Source organism: Lysinibacillus sp. C5.1, from assembly GCF_016350185.1.
GTDB classification, from domain to species: Bacteria; Bacillota; Bacilli; order Bacillales_A; family Planococcaceae; genus Lysinibacillus; species Lysinibacillus sphaericus.
Window position 1 is genome coordinate 2,725,152 of sequence record NZ_CP066226.1, and the last position, 18,976, is coordinate 2,744,127.

Genomic DNA, 18,976 nt, shown 5'->3' on the forward strand with positions numbered 1-18,976 from the left:
ATAGTAATTAGCGGGGTTGCTAGCGTACAGATGTGTTACTACACTGTCAAACAAAATAAAGAGATGGGTTTTAAAAGCCCCATCTCTCCCTCTTTATTTACTATCTAAAGTGACTATCCCTTAACATATGTCAAAATTCGGAGTCAAACAGCACCTTTCACAATGTCTTACACTTTAAGCCCCTTCTAATTTACTAACAAGTGCTTTTCGTTTATAGTCCATAAATTTTTGAGCGCATAACGTCATGATAAATAATAGACCGACTGCCGTAGCCATCATACCTGCAATGGACGTGTCCCAAAATTTAGCCAAATAATAACCAATAATCGCCGCTGCCCCTCCATATAACATACTGAATAGGAACATTTGTTTAATTGATTTACTAATTAAATTGGCTGTGGCAGCAGGCCCAATTAACATCGCCACTACTAAAATTGCTCCAACACTATCAAATGCTGCAACAGTTGTAAAGGAAACGGATGTCATAAAACCATAATGTAAGAAAAGTATTGGCACACCAATGGACGCTGCATAAACGCTATCAAAGGTTGCAAGCTTCATTTCCTTAAAGAATAATAATAGGAACCCTATATTAATGAATAATACAAGCAATAATATCCAGACAGCTTTTGGCATTGTTATGGCAAAGAACGTCCATTTATCCCAAGGAACAAATGCGATTTCGCCCATTAAGATATGCTCAACATCTAAATGCACATGGCTAGCAAACAATGTAATTAGCAGAACACCTGCAGCAAATAATGTCGTAAAGACAACACCGATTGCAGCATCTTGCTGTATACCTGAAGAATGTAATAACTGCACTAAGTATGCCGTTAAAATGCCAGCAACCGCTGCACCTAATAGCATCCAAAATCCGTTTAATGTTTGCGTAATGATAAATGCCATCACAATGCCAAACAGCACCGTATGGCTAATAGCATCTGCGATCATCGACATTTTACGTAATATTAAAAAAACGCCAGCCATCCCACATGTAATACCAACCAAAAGACCCGTGATTATGACCCATAATTCAATCATCCTACTTCACCTTGCTTTCGAAACTGTTTTTTTCTAAAGTACTTATACATTTGCCCTGCTGGACTAAATAAATAAGATAAAAAGAAAATGGCAGCAGCTACTAACACAATTAAAGGTCCTGTTGATAAGCCTGTACGCGTAGAACTAATAAAGGTTCCAACAATCCCTGACACACCACCTATTACTGCACTAACTACAAGCATTGAACTTAGCTTCCTTGTCCATAATTTGGCACTAACAGCAGGAATGATTAACAACGCTGACATTAAAATAACACCGACTGATTGAATGCCCGTTACAATTGTCATTACAATCAAAACGGTTAACGTTGCCTTTAACGCTTCAATCGGTAAGCCTATCCCCTTTGCATACATGGGATCAAAGATTAATAGTTTCCATTCCTTATAAAATAACAAACTAACTATTATAATAATTGTTGCACTTAAAAACAGCCATGTTAAATCCGCTTTTGTCATCGTTGCCGCTTTACCAAAAATAAAATTGTTAAGGCCACTCTGATTTCCTAGCGGGCTATGATTGACAACCGTTAAAAATACAACACCTACCCCGAAAAATACCGTTAGCACTAAACCAATAGCAGCATCTGCTTTCATTTTCGAAAATGAAACAATCCATTGGATACAGTAGACAGACAAAGCTGATGTTATACCTGCCCCAAGCATTAATATAGGTAAATCTTTTTGCCCTGTTAATAAAAATGCTAAGGCAATACCAGGTAATGCTGCATGTGCTGCAGCATCACCTACTAAACTTTGTTTTTGAAGAAAGGAAAAAGTACCTGTTATTCCAGCAGCAATCCCAAGCAACATCGTACCCATTAATACCCAAAGCAAGTTTCCCGTTAACATAGGCTGTTCGCTCCTAACATGTCTTGCATCATGAATAGTTTGCCACCGTATGTTTTTTGTAATTGTTCTGGTGTAAAAACTTCTTCCGTTGCACCGGATGCTAATATCGTTTTATTTAATAAAATTGTGTAATCAAAATATTCTTTTACTGTTTGTAAATCATGATGAACGACAAATATACTTTTTCCTTGTGCCTTTAAGCTTTTTAAAATATCAATAATTGTTTTTTCAGTAGCGGCATCAACACCAGCAAATGGCTCATCTAAGAAATAGATAGTAGCATTTTGTGCTAAAGCCCGTGCTAAAAATACACGTTGTTGTTGACCTCCTGATAATTGACCAATGGAACGCTGTGCAAAATCTTGCATGCCTACACTTTCCAAAGCTTGCTTTGCTAAAAGCTTATCTTGTTTAGATGGTCTTTTAAACAATCCAGTATGTCCGTATCTTCCCATTAGCACAATATCTAGTGCATTCGTTGGGAAATCCCAATCAACGGCATTGCGCTGTGGGACGTATCCCACGACTAAACTTTTTGGATCGAATAGCTTTCCTAGTATCTCTACTTTTCCTACCTTGTTTGGTAATTGATTTAATATCGCTTTTAAGAACGTCGATTTTCCCGCTCCATTTGGCCCAATAATTGCTGTAAGCCGACCGCTAGGCACTGTGACGTTGGCATTTTCTAAAACGGTTTTCTTATCATAAGCAACCGATAAATTTTCTACAGTTAATGCATTCATTTTTTCACCTACTTTAATGCATCGACAATAGTGTCGATGTTATGTTGATACATCCCAACGTATGTGCCTTCTTCTGTTCCTTCAGCGCCCATTGCATCTGAGAATAATTCACCACCAATGGCAACTTCATGCCCTTTTTGTTTTGCCCCTTCAATAACAGCTTTCATCGCTTTATCGGAAACACTTGATTCTACAAAAATTGCTTTAATTTTGTTATCTACTAAAAAGTCCACCATTTCTTGAACGTCTTTCACACCATATTCAGCTTCTGTACTTAGCCCCTGTAAGCCGCGAACTTCAAATCCTTGGCTCTCTCCGAAATAGTTGAACGCATCATGTGCCGTTACTAATATTCGTTGCTTATCTGGCACTTCACTAATGCGCTTTTTAGCATACGCTTGTAGTTCATCTAATTTTTCCAAATACGTTTTTTCATTTGCTTTAAAGTCATCTTTAAACGTTGGATATTCTGCTACAAGCGTTTTCGTTACAGCATCCACAACTTGTTTCCATAAGTCAATGTTAAACCAAATATGCGGATCATGTAGAAGCCCTTCATCTTCACTATCGAGTAGATTTGCTTTATCCAACTTATCCCCAACAGCTAGCACAGTTTTATCTTTGGACATTTGATCAAAGATATCGAGCATTTGTCCTTCTAATTGTAGACCGTTATAAAAAATAACTTCGGCGTTTTCTAACTTCGATAAATCGCTCTGTGTTGCTTTATATAAATGTGGATCTACACCAGGCCCCATCAATGCCGAAACAGTTAAATGGTCACCGCCAATTTCTTTAATCACATCGGCAATATGCCCCGTTGTTGCAACAACGACTCCTTCTTTTTTTTCCGTTGCGCTATTTTCTGCGCTACAACCGAAAAGTAACATCATTAAAACCATTACACCTAAAAAACGTTTCATTACCATTACCGTCGTCAAAACCTTATAAAACGCTATAGCGTTTCGTTTACTTCTTACACCATCGAGCCTGAGATTTTGCCGAAGCTACTATCTTTATTAGCATTGTGGTGCAACGAATCCTACATTTTAACCGTATAATGTGCGATTAATCGACTAACGGTAAAGCTTATTGGGAAGCCAGTATGAGTCCAAGCTTACCCCATCACATTGATAGATTCTTTCCATTGTGGATGCTTTTTTATGAGCTTGTCACTGCAAATTTCTAAAGAAGGATAACACTTAACTGTTTCTATCAAAAAATATTGTGTGCATTTAATTGCTATTGTCTTTTGAATTTCACACAGCTTCTGTTGCCCAATGCCTTGCGAAAGATGTCTATTTTTTATCAGCCTCTTGTTCAACTGCAACTTTAATTGGTGGCTTAATTTTCCCACTCTTAGTCGTTTTCTGCTGAAGATGATGATGCGGTTATTCGTTTAATTACATGGAAGTAAACGTATTACTATGAGTTGTTTTATAATGTTGCTTGTTTTGACGAAACGGTTTCCCTCCTTATACTTTTTATAATTTTCGAGAGACGCTTTCGCAGCAACTTGCGTAAACATTTCTCCATTTTCCGTTTGGACAGATGTGTATTTCATCTTTTTTCTAATCACGCCGCTTTGTATGGCGTATTAATTATTTATCATGAATTTTTTCATAAGCTGTTTCCAGCCCATCCAAAATATAATGATTGAAATCGCTACACCAACTGATTGGGTCATTTTCCATAACATCGTCAAAAACACTAGTATGCCTAGCGGAAGAATTGTTAGTTTCAAATCATCTAACTCTTTCATACAGTCACTCTTCTTTCGTTTGCGATATTTTGTTTCCCTTAGGAAAAATATATGCTTAATGAAAAGAAATTTCAACTGTTTTATAAAAATTTCTTTTTAAAAAATTTTTTCTTGCACACATTTTTTATGCGCCCATCATAAATCACCTTTACTTTTTGTGTATCGTTTTATAAAAATTAGAGATGGCTATACAGTTGTAACGGTGTAAAAGCTATAGTTGAAAATCGCTGATATCTTCCGTTATATCGTTCGTACAATGTAGCCCATCATATTCACTAGTAAAATTGACATGATCTTGGATTATTTGATAGAAACATTTGCAGTTTCCATCTATATCCTGCAAACTAAATATAATTACAGCTAGAAAGGAAGTATGATAATGAAACAATTAGTGTGTATATTATTGCTTTCATTACTTATCGTTGCTGGGAACTACAAAGTGGAGGCAGCCGGTTTTTCAGATGTAACGGAAGACCATTTTGCTTACGAGGCGGTTTTGTGGGCAGAAGAATATGACATTATCGATGGCTATGCAGACGGTACCTTCAAGCCGAATGCAACCATTACGGAGCAACAATTTGCAAAGTTACTTGCTAATTATTACGAACTAGAGTCCCCATATGATGAGTTAAAAAAGCAGACTACTGCTGGGAACTGGGCAGATGAGTATTATAATCGCCTAGCTAGTTACGGTGTACCACTCAACGGGTATTTTCATAACAATATTCGAGCAACAGCAATAAAACGCGGTGTCGTTGCACAAGCAATCACCCACCTTGCAGAGGGCAAACGCGGTCTTAATGAATCCATTCAATTTTTACTCGATTCCTATATTTCCACTGGACAAAACCCCAAGTATGAAAATCGGGATTTACAAAAGTTTTTTGGCGTTGCAAACCATATGACACGCGCGCAAGTTGTGACATTGCTTCACCGCATGGATTCAAGGAATTTTTATACGATTTCTGATGATGCACAAAACATTCACGAAAACCAAAGTAACGTTTCATTAAATGCACGAGCGATTAATGGGCAAAAGCAACTCGATAAATCCATGCAACAAGTAGCACCATCTAACAGTGCATGGGAAGGGACGTATACGTATTATTATAAATGGGGCAAAGGAGCGACTGATTTTAATCGCCGTGATGCTATTATTTCAAATGCTACAAGCAAGAGCTTCAACATTTCTTTGACTGCAAGCGATGGACAACAGTCTGGTAGCGTAGAAGGTACAGCTACCATCACGTCTAGCACAAAGGCTATCATGAACAAATCAGACGATGGAAACCGCTGTGTGCTTGAATTTGAACAACTTAAAAATGCACTTAAAATTATTGAAGTAGATTGCCGTTTTGCACATGATGAAGGAACGAACTTTTCAGGCACATTAAAAAAGCAATAAACAAAGGCGGAATATTAACGTCCAATGAAAATACGGTAGGTAGAAGTAGCATACACTATGCTTAATTTGATTTGAGGAGGAATAACATGCACATTACCGCTTTGTATGGTAGCTCCAGACAACACAGCAATAGTGAGGAACTTGCCAACTATGTATTAGAAGGGATCTCCCATGAAAAGTTATATTTAAAGGACTTGAATATTGTACCTATTCATGATTTACGCCATGATGCACAAGGCTTTCAGTATGTAGAGGATGATTACGACCATATTATTCAAGCATTACTGACAAGTGATATCGTTCTTTTTGCCACGCCGATTTATTGGTATAGCATGTCTGGAATCATGAAAAATGTGATTGACCGTCTGAGTCATGCCATTCGTGATGAGCGTTTTCCACAGTTGAAAGAACAGCTACAGACAACAGAAGCGATTGTGCTTGCTGTTGGTGGCGATGATCCACGAATAAAAGGCTTACCGATGATTCAACAATTCCACTATATTTTTAACTTTTTAAATATGCCTTTTTCATCATACATTATCGGAAAAGCCAATAAACCTGGTGACATAGCGCATGATGCGTTAGCTCTGACACAAGCAACATTGCTAAATAAACAGCTTCAAGCCCGCACCACCTCCAAATAAACAAACGACCTGAATGCATGATGCTTTCAGGTCGTTTTTTATAGCTATGCCTCTACTGAAATATGTTGGAACGTTGTCACATCAAATAACCCTGTATCCGTTAACTTTAAGGCTGGAATAACAGGTAGTGCCACAAACGAAAACGTTAAAAGAAAATGGAAATCTAAATGAGGATTAAGTTCATGAAGTGCATTGTGTAGACTTGCTAATTGGCTTTTAGCTTCAGCTGCCGTTACATCCGTCATTAATCCACCGATTGTTAGCGGCATTTCTGCTAGAATTTGACCGTCAGCCACAATAACAAAGCCACCTTGAATTTCTTGAATACGCTTGAGGGCCATTACCATATCTGCATCATTCGTTCCAATAACTAACGCATTGTGTGAGTCGTGGGCTACTGTTGTTGCAACTGCTCCCTTTTGCAAACCGAAACCTTTCACGATACCTAGCCCTGTCGTATGCAATTGATGATGGCGCTCAATGACAGCAAGCTTTAGTAAATCCTGCTCTACAGATGGTACAAACACACCATCTGTGACAGGTACCTCTACGACCAAATGATTTGTAATCAGTTGGTTAGGAACAATTTCCATAACATTGGCTGTCGTGCCTTTTGTAAACGGAATGGCAAGCATATCAGTTTTCATGGCTGGCAAATGGACAGATTGATGGATATGTGCCGGCACTTTTGGTTGCGCACGAGCTGTTAACATTTCACCATTTTCAGCGACTTTAATTCCATCTTTCCAGACCGCTTTTGCACGCATTTCCTTTATATCTTCTACTACTATAAAGTCTGCTTTATAGCCCGGTGCTAAAACACCCCGATCGTATAATCGATAGCACTCTGCTACATTAATGGTCGCTAATTGAATGGCTTGCAAAGGTTCCATCCCTTCTGCAATGGCCATTTTTACGTCAAAGTTAATGCTACCTTCATCCATTAATTCATCGACATACTTGTCATCGGTGCAAAAACCGAATCGACGGGCATTTACTGTATTTACTGCTGGTAATAAGTCACGTAAATTTTTTGCTGCGGAGCCTTCACGAATTAATACGTACATTCCTTGCTCTATACGGTTTAACGCCTCTTCTGCTGTCACACATTCATGGTCGGTATGAATACCTGCCACACGGTAGCCTGTAATTTGCGCGCTTGTTAAGCCTGCACAATGGCCATCTACAACTAGATTTGCTTGTTGGGCTAACAAGATTTTTTCAAGCATACTGGCTTCGCCGTTTAACACAGCAGGAAAATCCATCACCTCTGCCAGACCACGAACATGGTCATTGGTCATAAAGGGTGCTAAATCTTTTGCTGTCAAAGTTGCACCTGCATGTTCAAAATGAGTGCCAGGCACACTTGACGGTAACATAACGAAAATATCCATTTCAGCTTTTTTAGCATCATCTAGCATAAACTGAATACCTTCTGCACCTGCGACATTAGCAATCTCATGTGGATCTGTGATAACTGTCGTAACACCATGAGGAACAAGGACACGACTAAATTCAGCTGGTGTAAGCATAGAAGATTCAATATGTATATGCCCATCAATTAACCCAGGAATTACATAATGACCCGCAGCATCTTCCTCATTATTAGCAGTAAAATGATTTTGGGTATCGAGGGCGATAATTTGCCCATTTTTCACAACAACATCGGCCTTTTTCCAAGTTAATGTAAAAACATCGGCAACAAGGGCATTGCGCAAAATAAAATCCGCCTCTAGTTTCCCCTGTGATGCGATTATGTTATTTGTTAGTTGCTGTAGTTTTTCTACCATATTGAGCACACTCCCTTTTTATTTATGACCTATCATGCATGAATACTGAAGGAGATTCAAGTCATGAAGATTGTTTCACCTTCTATTTCCTTGTCACAATGCCTTCAATAGGATAATTTCCTCACCATTATAAACTAGTTCTTACGCTTGAAGCCGTTAGCGGTAAGTTCTTGAGTGGAACGGAGGCGATGACTCCTATAGGTGTGCACTATGGTAGGTACTTTGCGGTATAAAAAACGACCATCTATCAATGGTCGTTTGTAAATTCTAACTCTTTTGGTGGCTCACCTTTTTTGTTCATCAATCGCATACGAATGGGTTCAATTTTAAGTGTTACCATTTCATCTTTATTGCCAATGAAAATTCCTGTGAAAAATTCTGCTAATTTATTTTTCAAACCTTCCTCTTGAATTTCCGTTAACTTCCCTTCTATCTCAACAAAGGTATCACCAAATCCCCCATTGTCGTAGCCATATAAAATATGTGTATACGGATTTTTCGATAGCTCCTCGATTTTCTCCGAATGCTTATTTGTTACGGTATACAACACGAAGTCTTCATTTTGGAATGTCATATAACGTGAATACGGCTTGCCATTTTCAACGGTTGCCATCGTTCCTATTTTTTCTCGATTTAATACTTCTAAAATTTCATCACGTACCGAAGTCATTTCATCCCATCCTTTCATATTGTTATTTTACCCCTCCATCCATAAGCTAAACCCGCATTTTTTGAAAAATATGAAATGACTATTTTCGAGGTTTTTTCAAAACTATTGCTATAATGTTTTGTTAGACAACATGAATTTTTTAGAATGAGGGTATTCAAAATGAAACAAGCTTTTTTTACACGATGTCTGTTTTTCATCGTTGGCATTATCGTATTATCATTTGGCGTCACGTTAACGATTAAAGGGCAATTGTTTGGCGTTGGTTCATGGGATGTCTTACATATAGGTCTAGCCAAAACGTTTGGTCTAACGATTGGCACTTGGTCCATCCTCATTGGCTTAGCCATTTTAGCTTTTGATATGTTAGTGACGAAGAAGTTTCCTTTGCCAGGTACATTTGTAGATATGTTTTTAGCTGGTATTTTTATTGATATCTTCAACTTCTGGCTTCCTGATATTGAGGGTTTTTGGATGCAACTATTTGCTTACCTCACTGGATTGCTATTACTTGGCTGGGGCTGTGGTATGTATATGGTAGCCAATTTAGGAATTGGCCCACGAGATACATTAATGCTTTTGATGGTTCATAAGCTTGGCTGGAGTGTCACACGTGCTCGTACTTTGATGGAAGTAACAGTAGCGATCATCGGCTTTTTCCTCGGAGGCCCTATTGGTGTAGGAACAGTCCTAATGGCTTTTGGTCTAGGCCCTATTGTACAAGTAGCATTAGCCTATAACGAGAAATTATTTACAAAATGGACTGGTGTGAAGAGCGCGATTATTTAAAATCATACAAATGAAAAAAGGAGCCTTTTATGGCTCCTTTTTAGTTACAAGGATACTACACTTTTTATTCCCTCGGCTCAGCTGTATTTTGTCCCGTTGCTTCTATTACCTCAGGCGTACCATCTACTGTTTCCTCTTGCTCATTTTCTGCTGGTGGTGGTGTAATGGTCACTAATGTATAGTCATCTTCATTGAGAATTTCAAAATGGAAGTTTTGACGAATATCCCCCACATACAGCGAAGTCCCAATAGCAACATTGGTTACATCGATTTCTATCGTTTCTGGTATTTCCGATGGCTGTACTTTAATGCGTATATCACGATTTGGTTGTAACAGGAAACCACCATCTTTTACACCTATCGCTTCCCCTACAACGGAAACAGGAATATCGACTTCTAGCTCCTCTGACATATTGATTGATTTAAAGTCAACATGCTTCACATGACCTTTTAATGCACAGCGTTGAACTTCATTTAACACGGCATTTATTTTCTTGCCTTCCACATCTAATTGAAAGACACTTTTACTACCGATTTCACTTAACACTTTCGCAAACATTCTTGCGTCAAGTGAAATCGACGTCGGCTCCATTTGATAGCCGTAAACAATGCCAGGAATGGCACCACTTTGTCTTAGTTTAGTTAGTGTTGAACGTTGTCCTTTATGACGGGTTGTAGCATTTAAAATGGTACTCATTAGCATTTTCCCCTTTCGTGAAAACTAGTCTCATAAAAGGTTTTGCCCGTTATGTTGATTTTTATACCTTTCATACGATTAACTATTCTTTTCTACTTCTAAAATTTTGTCATTAATAAGCTATTTTTTCCTTCAACTTGCTAAAAGCACTCATTAGCTCTTTGTCGCGATTCAATGCTCGTACTTTCCCGTCATTTGACGTTTAAGAAGAACAAGTATTAGCGCTATTCCTGCTATTATTGTGCACATCATAAACATCATGGCATATGAAGTGAATTGCACAACGAAGCCCATGAAAAAGCTACCTGCCCCAAAACCTAAATCATATGTAGCTAAATAGAGCCCTAGCAATGTGTAACGCGCTTCCTTTGGTATAGCAAAGGACATATATGTAGTAACCGTTGGATAGAGCATTGCCGATGCTAATCCATTAAAAATAGCGGACATATAAACGAATGACCCAAGCATGGGTAACATGGCAAGTAATGTCGTACCGAGCATTGAACTGATTAACACTATCGAGATAAACATTGGATGCCATTTACCATCAGAAGGGATATATTGGCGGCATAAAAAACGGCTACCGACAACGACAATTGCCTGTAAAAATAAATATAGCGCTGGATTGGCAATACCTTCCGTTAGCATATAAAGTGGTACAAAAGTAGAAATAGCTCCAAATACGGCAGCGCCTATTGCCATGACAATAGCTGAGAGCATTAGCCCTTTATGCTGTTTTGTACGCTTTAAAGCATAAAGCATGTCGTTAAGTGAAATCCGTTGTTTTGCTGCTTTTATTTTCGGTAAAGGCGAATTAATAAAGCAAAATAATGGTGCGATTGCTAAAAAGACAATAAATGCCAGTAAATAATGCAGTTCAAACTGGCTCCAAAGTAACAATGCTACTGCCGGCCCGTAAATTGCAGGCATTACGGTGGATAAGGAATACATCGACATCCCCTGCCCACGATCTTCATCTTGTAACACATCTGCTATGCCAAGTTGCATGGCCATCGAGAAAAAGGCTGTGATGACGCCTTGTAGTATCCGCACAATATAGAGACTATCAATGCCAAATACGACATAAATAAGTAATGCTACCGCGTGGGCTAGTAATAGCCATTTCATAATAGTATATGGACTATGTTGTGCTACCATCTGCCCAGCAAATGGACGTAAAAACATACAGACAAGCATATACATCGCCATCATCACACCGATTTGACTTTCTTTAAAGCCTCCCGCTGCTGCCTGAACAGGAAAAATAACGGTTAATACGGCATTTGCCGTAAAGAAAAACATAGCGAGTCCATACATTTGGAGCATGCGGCCCGATAATGGACGATACCTCATGAAACATGCTCCTCTCGATCAAATCCTTGCGGTTGAGAAGGATGCTTACAAGGAATCGGTAATCTTGCTGCTAATAGTCGTCTACTTACTGGATGTGTCATGTTGTCAATTTGTGTTACATCGCTTACAAACTCGACAATTTCCCCTTTATCCATCACAGCTACTTCATCAGCAAATAACTGTACTGCATGTAAGTCATGGGTAATAAAGAAGTAACTAAACCCTTTTTCCCGCTGTAACTGTTTCAGTAGTTTTAATATACTTATCTGCACAAGTAAATCTAGGCTATTGATAGATTCATCGAGGACTATTAGTTTAGGCTCGGTTGCAATGGCTCTTGCTATCGTCACACGCTGTAATTGCCCCCCACTTAATTGATGCGGATATTTATCGGCATCTCTTGGGGCTAATCCAACTTGTACAAGTAACTGTTCGATTTTCTTTACTCGTTCTGCCTTCGATAGTGATAGGTGAAGTTCCATTGGTTCCGCAATAATGTCCTTTATTTTCATTTTCGGATTGACCGCACTTTGGCAATCTTGAAAAACCACTTGTATATTTTTTTGTAACAGTTTCTTTGACGCTTTCACTGTCGTACACACATTCAAGTTATCAAATAGAATCGCGCCACAATCTGGTTGTTCTATCCCTAATACAAGCTTGCCAAGTGTTGTTTTCCCGCTACCACTTTCACCGACAATTGCTAAGCATACACCCTGTCGAAGTGTTAATGTCACATCTTTCACAGCCTGTATTCTTTCTTTTATACGAAACCAGCCTTTTTGCTGATAGCATTTTGAAACATGTTGTATCATTAACATGAGGTTTCCTCCTGTCTTACCCAGTGACCTTGCCTATATTCATATAATTCACCGCTTACTTCCCCCGTCCATGCATCCACTAATTGTTCAAGCGAGTATTTATTATCCTTCGCTGCTAATAGTGCTTGTGTATAGGAATGAACAGGCTCCACTAAAATACAGTTAGCAGGACCATATTCCATAATTTGCCCTCGGCGCATAACCACAATGATATCCGCCATTTTGGCAATTACGCCTAAATCATGTGAGACAATCAGCATACTTGTATTTGTTTGCTGTTGATATAATGCTAATTCCTCTAAAATCTCAAGTTGTGTCAACGTATCAAGAGCTGTCGTTGGTTCATCGGCTAATAACAGCTTCGGGCTAAGACTCGCTGCAAGAGCAATCATAATGCGTTGGAGCATCCCACCACTTAATTCATGTGGATATTTTTTTAAAATTGATGGATCCGGTAGTTGAAAGCGCGCTAGTTGTTGTGCGGCTAATTTTAGTGCCTGTTGTTTTTTCACAGGGGTATGTGCTTGCATCGTTTCAACGAAATGATCGCCAACTGTAACCAAAGGGTTAAACATAGCCATCGGATTTTGCATAATAAGCGCAATATCATTACCTCGAAGCTGTCGCATTTCTTGCTCGTCCATGGCTAATAATGAACGTCCTTCAAATAAAATATCACCATTATAGCGTCTAGAATCCCGAAATAGTTGCATAACTGCATGACACAACATCGTTTTACCACTGCCACTCTCTCCAACTATACCGACTGTTTGACCAGCAGGAATCATCATACTAGCATCTCGTACGACTTGTTTTTCCCCATTCTCGGTTTGTATCCAAATAGAAAGTTGTTGTATTTCTAACATGTCACGACCTCCCTTCTATATTGCTTTTGGATCCATTGCCTCTCGAAGTGCATCGCCAAACCAATTCAAAATCAAAACGGTGAATGAAATCATAATACCTGGTAGAAACATGAGCATCGGATGACTCATCAAATACGTTTTACTATCGCTAATCATCATGCCCCATTCCGCCATCGGTGCTGACACCCCTAAACCTAAAAATGACAACTCAGAAATAAGTAAAATCGTTGAGCCAAGACCAATTAATTTCAATAAAAAAATTTGTGGGAATACAAAAGGTACAATATGTCTTATCATAATTTTCCATTTTGGAACTCCTATTGTACGCGCATACTGTACATACGTACTTTCTTTTAATGACCGCACCATGTTGCGAATAATCCGTGCAAAGCCCACCCATGACACAAGCACAATGGCGATAAACATATTACGTATACCGCCACCAAGCGCTCCAACAATTACAAGTGCAAATACGAAATCAGGAATCGCTAGAAAAATGTCGCAAAGGCGCATTAACACTAAATCGATAATACCTCCAACATAACCAGCAAGCAGCCCGACAAACATGCTAATAAACAATGTTACGACAAGTACACTCAACGCGATGAAAAGAGATACTCGTGCCCCATATAATAAACGCGATAACACACAGCGCCCTAAATAATCGGTACCTAATGGATAGTCAGTAGAAAAACCTTGTAATTTCAATGCCATATTGGTCGCATAAGGATCATTTGGGGCAAGCCACGGTGCAAATATTGCCATGGAAATCAGCAATAACACAAGCACACTACTACTAATAAGCGCTATTTTCTTTTTCATTATGCTCCGTCTCCTTTTAACCTTACCCTTGGATCAACAAGTGCACACAATAGATCTGCAACAAAATTAAAGACGATGTAAAGCCCACCAATCATTACGATAAAGCCTTGTAGCACAAAATAATCTCTAGCAAACATCGACTCTACAACAAATCGTCCTACTCCTGATATTGTAAAAACAATTTCAATAATAGCCGCTCCCCCAAGCAATCCACCACATGTCATAGCAAGCGAGGTAACGAGCTGTGGTAAAATCCCTTTCACAACATGCCTCCGTATAATGACCGACTCTTTCACACCGCGGGCTCTTGCAAAGACTACATGTGGTTTATTGACTTCTTCCAGCATGCTGGATCGAATGAGCCGAATGTAGTAAGGAATAAAACCGAGTGCAAGCGTTCCAGCAGGCAAAATGACATGTGCAAAACTACCCCACCCCATTAGAGGAAGCAATCCCCATTTTAATGCCACGATATAGACAAAAACAAAAGCAAGCCAGAAGCTCGGCATAGATGCGAGTGTAAAAATAAACGAACGACTAAGCCAATCAATAAACCCACCTCGCTTAGTAGCAGACCAAATACCAACCGTCAAACTAACCGTAACAATCATAATAAAGGCGGTTGCTGCAAGTGTCAGCGTGACATGAAAACGTTGTAAAAGTTCTGCTGTTACTGACTTTTTCGATACAAATGATTCACCAAAATCCAACGTCATAGCATCCACCAACCAAGTACTATATTGCACGAGCAAGGGACGATTATAGCCCTCTTCCTCACGCATGGATGCAAGTGCTTCTTCTGATATTGGAATTTGATTCATTGTAAAATAGGCTTCCACTGGATCTACTGGAATAACACGAATTAACCCAAATGCTATAATGGTCATACCAAAAAACGCCAGTAACATACTACCCAATCGCTTCGCTAAAAATCGCCCCATTTAGTTACTTCACCTCAAAATTTTTTAGAGGGACTTCATACTGTTGCTTCGAGAATGACAAATTAGCTAACTCATTATTCGCAACTAAATAATTTGTACGGTACGATAACGGCATGAAAATGGCTTCCTCATGAATTGTTTGAAAAATGGACTCGTACAATGCTCGCCGTTGTCCTTCGTCTGTTGAACGAATTACTTTCCCTATATTCGCTGTCAGTTGCTCTGAAACGGCCAATCCTTTTTGTGCGTAATAACCGATTTGCTTGTCACCTGTCATTGTGCGTATATACATATGTGGATCATAGGGTACTCCCCATGTATCATTCATAATCAAGTTATATTGACCTGTTTTACTACGCATTTTGAAAAGTTGATCTTCTTCTCCAATCAACTGGACTTCTACGCCTATTTCACGCCATGCACTTTGTAAATATTCGAAAATGGTCTTATGCACTTGGTCACCGCTGTTATACGGTATTACTAACGTTAATGTTTGCCCATTTTTTGTGCGGAATGTAGCACCGCTTTCTAACGCCCAGCCTGCATCCTCTAGCAGTTGTGTCGCTTTCTCTATGTTGTAAGTATAATGTTCTAGTTTGATATCACTAAATGGAAAACCTGGTGCAAATAATGTATAGGCTTCTTGCTCTAAGCCGTTCAATACATAATCAATCATTGTTTGTCGGTCAAAGGCGTGTTGCAATGCTAGTCTTACATTTTTATCCTGCGTCACTCCATACGTAGTATTGAATGATAAAATTCTTGTAGAAGATGGCTCGGAAATCATTGTTTGATATTTTCCCGTTTTTTGTAACGCTTGGTATTCCGCAGGTGCAAGTTGCCCACTACCAAAAATTAAATCAATATCCCCTTTTTCTAGCGCCATCATTCGCGCTTGTGCATCAGGAATAATTTTGACGATTACTTTTTTTAACTTTGGTTTTTCTCCCCAATAATTTTCGTTTCGTGTAAACTCTGCAAAGCTATCTTGCTGATAGTCAGTTAAAATCCACGGGCCTGAACCAATCGGCTTTGCTATCCCATCCTTTGTCGTGCCACTCTCTGGGAAACCACTATCTGCTAACATACGCAGTGGACGAATCAGTGATAATTCTTGCAAAAATGGATAATAAGGTTCTTTTAAATTGATTTTAACTTGTCGTTCATCCACTATTTCCACGTTATCAATAACAGCAACAACTTCTAGCCAGCTATGTGCAGCACTATTTTCGACAACGGTATCAATATTTCTTTTTACATTTTCTGCAGTTAGCTTCGAACCATCTGAATACATTACATCATCACGTAATGTAAAAGTATAACTTTTACCATCTGTAGCCATTTCCCACGACGTTGCGAGCGCCGGTTGTATTTTTCCATCTTCTCCATAGCTCACTAATGGATCATATAGCATGGCTTGTGCAAACAGTTCATTTGGAGCATACATATGTGGATTAACTTGACCTATATCTTTGACCCAAGACATGGTCAGTACACTTTTTGGGTTGCTACTTGTGCTTTGTTTTTTATCCTCTGAATTTCCGCATGCAGCTAATATACTCAATGCGAAGATAAGTAGGAAACTAGACAATTTTCTCATAATTTGTTCCCCTTTCTCAAATAGTAATGATTACTATTATCACTACAATTTGCAATTCTAATTGATTCTTAACTTTTTGTAAAGTACTTATACAATAAAAAACACCTTTTCTTCCAATAAAGGAGGAAAAGGTGTGAAGGCCGTGACAGGCACGCAAACAATTCTGACAATTATAATCTACCTGCAACTTGTAAAGTTACTGCTAGCATTTTCGCAAATTGACTTCGAGTTATATAGTCGTTTGGACGCAGTGTTGCACTATCGTCTAGCGCGCCAATCGCATAGAGTGTTTGCGTGTGACGCAGTAGCTCTCCTTGGAATGCACGACTATCTTCATAAGGTAATGTCGGTTCATCTTCATGCACAAAATCAACAGCATCCAATGTACGTCCGAGCATTAAAATTGCCTGTTGGCGTGTAATTTTGCCATTCGGATCAAAAATAGTTGGCGATTTGCCATTTATAATACCTAACGAATGCAAGGCACCTACATGACCAACGTACCACGATTTTTTTTGGTCTATATCTGTAAACTGTTTTGTTGGCATCTGCTGGAAGCTAAATGCACGAACGAGTAAGGCACTAAACTGTGCACGTGTTAAAGCATCGTTTACACCAAAATAATCAGGTGTGCGCCCTCGAATAATACCGCGCTCCGCCAAAGTTTGGATATAGCTACTACCTGTTGCTCTTGTTAGATCTCGGAAATAGATTTGTTCAGGGTGCACAAATTTCAGCTCTGCATTATTATGAATGGTTGCAACAACACGGTCCCCTTCATCTCGATAGGCAACAGGCTCTGTAATTCCCTTTTTAAACACTTGCTGTAGCACGCCAGTTTGACCATTTTTAAAAATGACAACCTCAAGCGGTTGACGATTATTGACAATATTCGCCTTGATGCTATAAACTCCATTTTTTTCAGTTGCAGAAATGGTCGCACCATAAGCGGAATATACTGTCATATTTTCCGTTTTCATATGTACGTAATTCGTCGGTTCGTCATAGGCAGATGCTTGCATCGGGCAAGCTATAGACGCCCCCAACAGTGTTATTAACATTGTTTTTTGAAAAATTCCTTTCATACTGGTCCTCCTCTTTTTTCTATTACTATCATAATAGATTTAAATGTGTAAAAATATAGTATTTTTAGCACATACTCCTACCAATCGTCATTTTTAAGTAATAAAAACTTCGCTCACTATTATAACTGCTAATAGTTGAGCGAAGTTCCTTCATTTTATTCTTGATTTAATAACAAATGCAACTCGTGCAATTTTTTAATTTCATAATGAGGTTGAATATCCGTTGCATTGTTAATATTACGAATGTTAAACCAACACGTATCAATTCCTGCTAGCAAACCACCTTTAACATCCGATGTTAGCGAGTCGCCAACAATCATGGTCTTGTCTTTATCTAATCCCTCGATACGCTCAAAAACATAATTGAAAAAAGCTGGCATCGGTTTCTGATAGCCTGTTTGCTCTGAAATAAAAATCCCTTTAAAGTACTTTGCTAAATCTGCATCAGCTAATCGTTTATTTTGCGTCTTCGTCTTACCATTCGAAACGACATATAAATCATAACTACCCGCAAGCTGTGCAATAAGCTCATAGGCGCCATCAACATAATGATGCGCTTCCTGCAAGTACTTTTGGAAACCTGCTTCAAAATATTCTCCGTCTACCTCTATACCAAATTCCTTTAACGCAATGGAGAAGCGAGTATTATGTAATGTATTTTTTGTTACTTCGCCTCGTTCAAAGGCACGCCACAAGGACTCATTAATTTCTTTATAGCGGGCAATCATCTCTGGTGTAGTAGCAATATTTTCTTGTTCAAACAAACGGTCTAGTGCTGCATTTTCAGCCAAATCAAAATCTAATAATGTATCATCTACATCAAATAATAGTATCTCATACTTATTCAAAACGATTTCCTACTTTCTTTGTTACGGTCTTACCGCCTTGCTTTCTTTATCATAACGTTTTTTTGGAAAAATAGTAAACTATACACTCAGTCTTTTCTTTGCATCGGTGTATTTAAAGCAAACAGCCTTTTTTACCGCTTCCTGTACTTCACTTAAAACATGGTTTGTATACTGTCAATCCATTTCCTCACCGCGCGTTAATATTTAGCCAATAAGTTCAACGTATTACA

General features: G+C 38.8%; 19 protein-coding genes. 3 read left to right on the plus strand and 16 right to left on the minus strand.

What is annotated here, in order from left to right; translation table 11 throughout:
* Positions 1–174: 174 nt before the first annotated feature.
* The 5 genes from I5435_RS13265 to I5435_RS13285 all read right to left on the minus strand — a co-directional run bounded on the left by I5435_RS13265 (position 175) and on the right by I5435_RS13285 (position 4,418).
* Positions 175–1,044 carry a metal ABC transporter permease gene (locus I5435_RS13265; RefSeq protein ID WP_025219836.1) on the minus strand — a complete coding sequence of 290 codons (870 nt, stop codon included), beginning with the start codon at positions 1,042–1,044 and terminating at the stop codon, positions 175–177.
* Positions 1,041–1,913, minus strand: coding sequence for a metal ABC transporter permease (locus I5435_RS13270; protein ID WP_024361024.1), 873 nt, complete (start codon positions 1,911–1,913; stop codon positions 1,041–1,043). Before I5435_RS13270 ends, I5435_RS13265 begins: the two co-directional genes overlap by 4 nt.
* Positions 1,907–2,656 (minus strand): metal ABC transporter ATP-binding protein, encoded by a 750-nt coding sequence (locus I5435_RS13275; protein WP_024361025.1) that lies wholly within the window; start codon positions 2,654–2,656, stop codon positions 1,907–1,909. Before I5435_RS13275 ends, I5435_RS13270 begins: the two co-directional genes overlap by 7 nt.
* 8 nt (positions 2,657–2,664) lie before the next feature.
* Complete coding sequence (locus tag I5435_RS13280) at positions 2,665–3,579, minus strand: metal ABC transporter solute-binding protein, Zn/Mn family (protein ID WP_024361026.1); 915 nt, start codon at positions 3,577–3,579, stop codon at positions 2,665–2,667.
* A 674-nt stretch (positions 3,580–4,253) separates the two neighbouring features.
* Positions 4,254–4,418, minus strand: a complete 165-nt coding sequence (locus I5435_RS13285; protein WP_162832707.1) for a hypothetical protein — start codon at positions 4,416–4,418, stop codon at positions 4,254–4,256.
* Positions 4,419–4,797: 379 nt separating this feature from the next.
* On the opposite strand from I5435_RS13285, the gene I5435_RS13290 reads away from it, so the two are divergent.
* Positions 4,798–5,823, plus strand: coding sequence for an S-layer homology domain-containing protein (locus tag I5435_RS13290; RefSeq protein ID WP_025219838.1), 1,026 nt, complete (start codon positions 4,798–4,800; stop codon positions 5,821–5,823).
* An 86-nt stretch (positions 5,824–5,909) separates the two neighbouring features.
* On the plus strand, positions 5,910–6,467 hold the full coding sequence (locus tag I5435_RS13295; protein ID WP_025219839.1) for a flavodoxin family protein: 558 nt from the start codon (positions 5,910–5,912) through the stop codon (positions 6,465–6,467).
* Positions 6,468–6,511: 44 nt separating this feature from the next.
* Here the strand turns inward: I5435_RS13295 and ade are convergent, their stop codons facing one another.
* Positions 6,512–8,257, minus strand: a complete 1,746-nt coding sequence (gene ade / locus I5435_RS13300) for an adenine deaminase (protein ID WP_337982417.1) — start codon at positions 8,255–8,257, stop codon at positions 6,512–6,514.
* Between the two features lie 247 nt (positions 8,258–8,504).
* Positions 8,505–8,927, minus strand: a complete 423-nt coding sequence (locus tag I5435_RS13305; RefSeq protein ID WP_024361030.1) for a pyridoxamine 5'-phosphate oxidase family protein — start codon at positions 8,925–8,927, stop codon at positions 8,505–8,507.
* A 159-nt stretch (positions 8,928–9,086) separates the two neighbouring features.
* Here I5435_RS13305 and I5435_RS13310 point away from each other — a divergent pair, with 159 nt between their 5' ends.
* A complete protein-coding gene (locus I5435_RS13310) occupies positions 9,087–9,713 on the plus strand; it encodes a YczE/YyaS/YitT family protein (RefSeq protein WP_024361031.1) in 627 nt (208 codons plus the stop codon).
* Between the two features lie 64 nt (positions 9,714–9,777).
* Here I5435_RS13310 and I5435_RS13315 read toward each other — a convergent pair whose 3' ends face one another.
* The 9 genes from I5435_RS13315 to I5435_RS13355 form a co-directional block, all read right to left on the minus strand.
* Positions 9,778–10,410 carry a 50S ribosomal protein L25/general stress protein Ctc gene (locus I5435_RS13315; protein ID WP_024361032.1) on the minus strand — a complete coding sequence of 211 codons (633 nt, stop codon included), beginning with the start codon at positions 10,408–10,410 and terminating at the stop codon, positions 9,778–9,780.
* A gap of 171 nt (positions 10,411–10,581) precedes the next feature.
* The gene (cntE, locus tag I5435_RS13320; RefSeq protein ID WP_337982418.1) at positions 10,582–11,763 is read right to left on the minus strand and encodes a staphylopine family metallophore export MFS transporter CntE; all 1,182 of its coding nucleotides are present in this window, start codon (positions 11,761–11,763) and stop codon (positions 10,582–10,584) included.
* Positions 11,760–12,584: an ABC transporter ATP-binding protein gene (locus tag I5435_RS13325; RefSeq protein WP_229386964.1), complete on the minus strand. Its 825-nt coding sequence runs from the start codon at positions 12,582–12,584 to the stop codon at positions 11,760–11,762. The genes cntE and I5435_RS13325 overlap by 4 nt, the downstream gene beginning before the upstream one ends.
* Positions 12,578–13,450, minus strand: coding sequence for an ABC transporter ATP-binding protein (locus I5435_RS13330; protein ID WP_024361035.1), 873 nt, complete (start codon positions 13,448–13,450; stop codon positions 12,578–12,580). The genes I5435_RS13325 and I5435_RS13330 overlap by 7 nt, the downstream gene beginning before the upstream one ends.
* 15 nt (positions 13,451–13,465) lie before the next feature.
* The gene (locus I5435_RS13335; RefSeq protein WP_337982419.1) at positions 13,466–14,272 is read right to left on the minus strand and encodes an ABC transporter permease; all 807 of its coding nucleotides are present in this window, start codon (positions 14,270–14,272) and stop codon (positions 13,466–13,468) included.
* Positions 14,272–15,213 carry an ABC transporter permease gene (locus I5435_RS13340; protein ID WP_025219844.1) on the minus strand — a complete coding sequence of 314 codons (942 nt, stop codon included), beginning with the start codon at positions 15,211–15,213 and terminating at the stop codon, positions 14,272–14,274. Before I5435_RS13340 ends, I5435_RS13335 begins: the two co-directional genes overlap by 1 nt.
* Positions 15,214–15,217: 4 nt before the next feature.
* The gene (nikA, locus tag I5435_RS13345) at positions 15,218–16,813 is read right to left on the minus strand and encodes a nickel ABC transporter substrate-binding protein (protein ID WP_024361038.1); all 1,596 of its coding nucleotides are present in this window, start codon (positions 16,811–16,813) and stop codon (positions 15,218–15,220) included.
* Between the two features lie 170 nt (positions 16,814–16,983).
* Positions 16,984–17,898 carry an S-layer homology domain-containing protein gene (locus I5435_RS13350; RefSeq protein WP_024361039.1) on the minus strand — a complete coding sequence of 305 codons (915 nt, stop codon included), beginning with the start codon at positions 17,896–17,898 and terminating at the stop codon, positions 16,984–16,986.
* 155 nt (positions 17,899–18,053) lie between these two features.
* Entirely contained in the window at positions 18,054–18,746 is a 693-nt protein-coding gene (locus tag I5435_RS13355) for a YjjG family noncanonical pyrimidine nucleotidase (RefSeq protein WP_024361040.1), read from the minus strand.
* Positions 18,747–18,976: the final 230 nt, after the last annotated feature.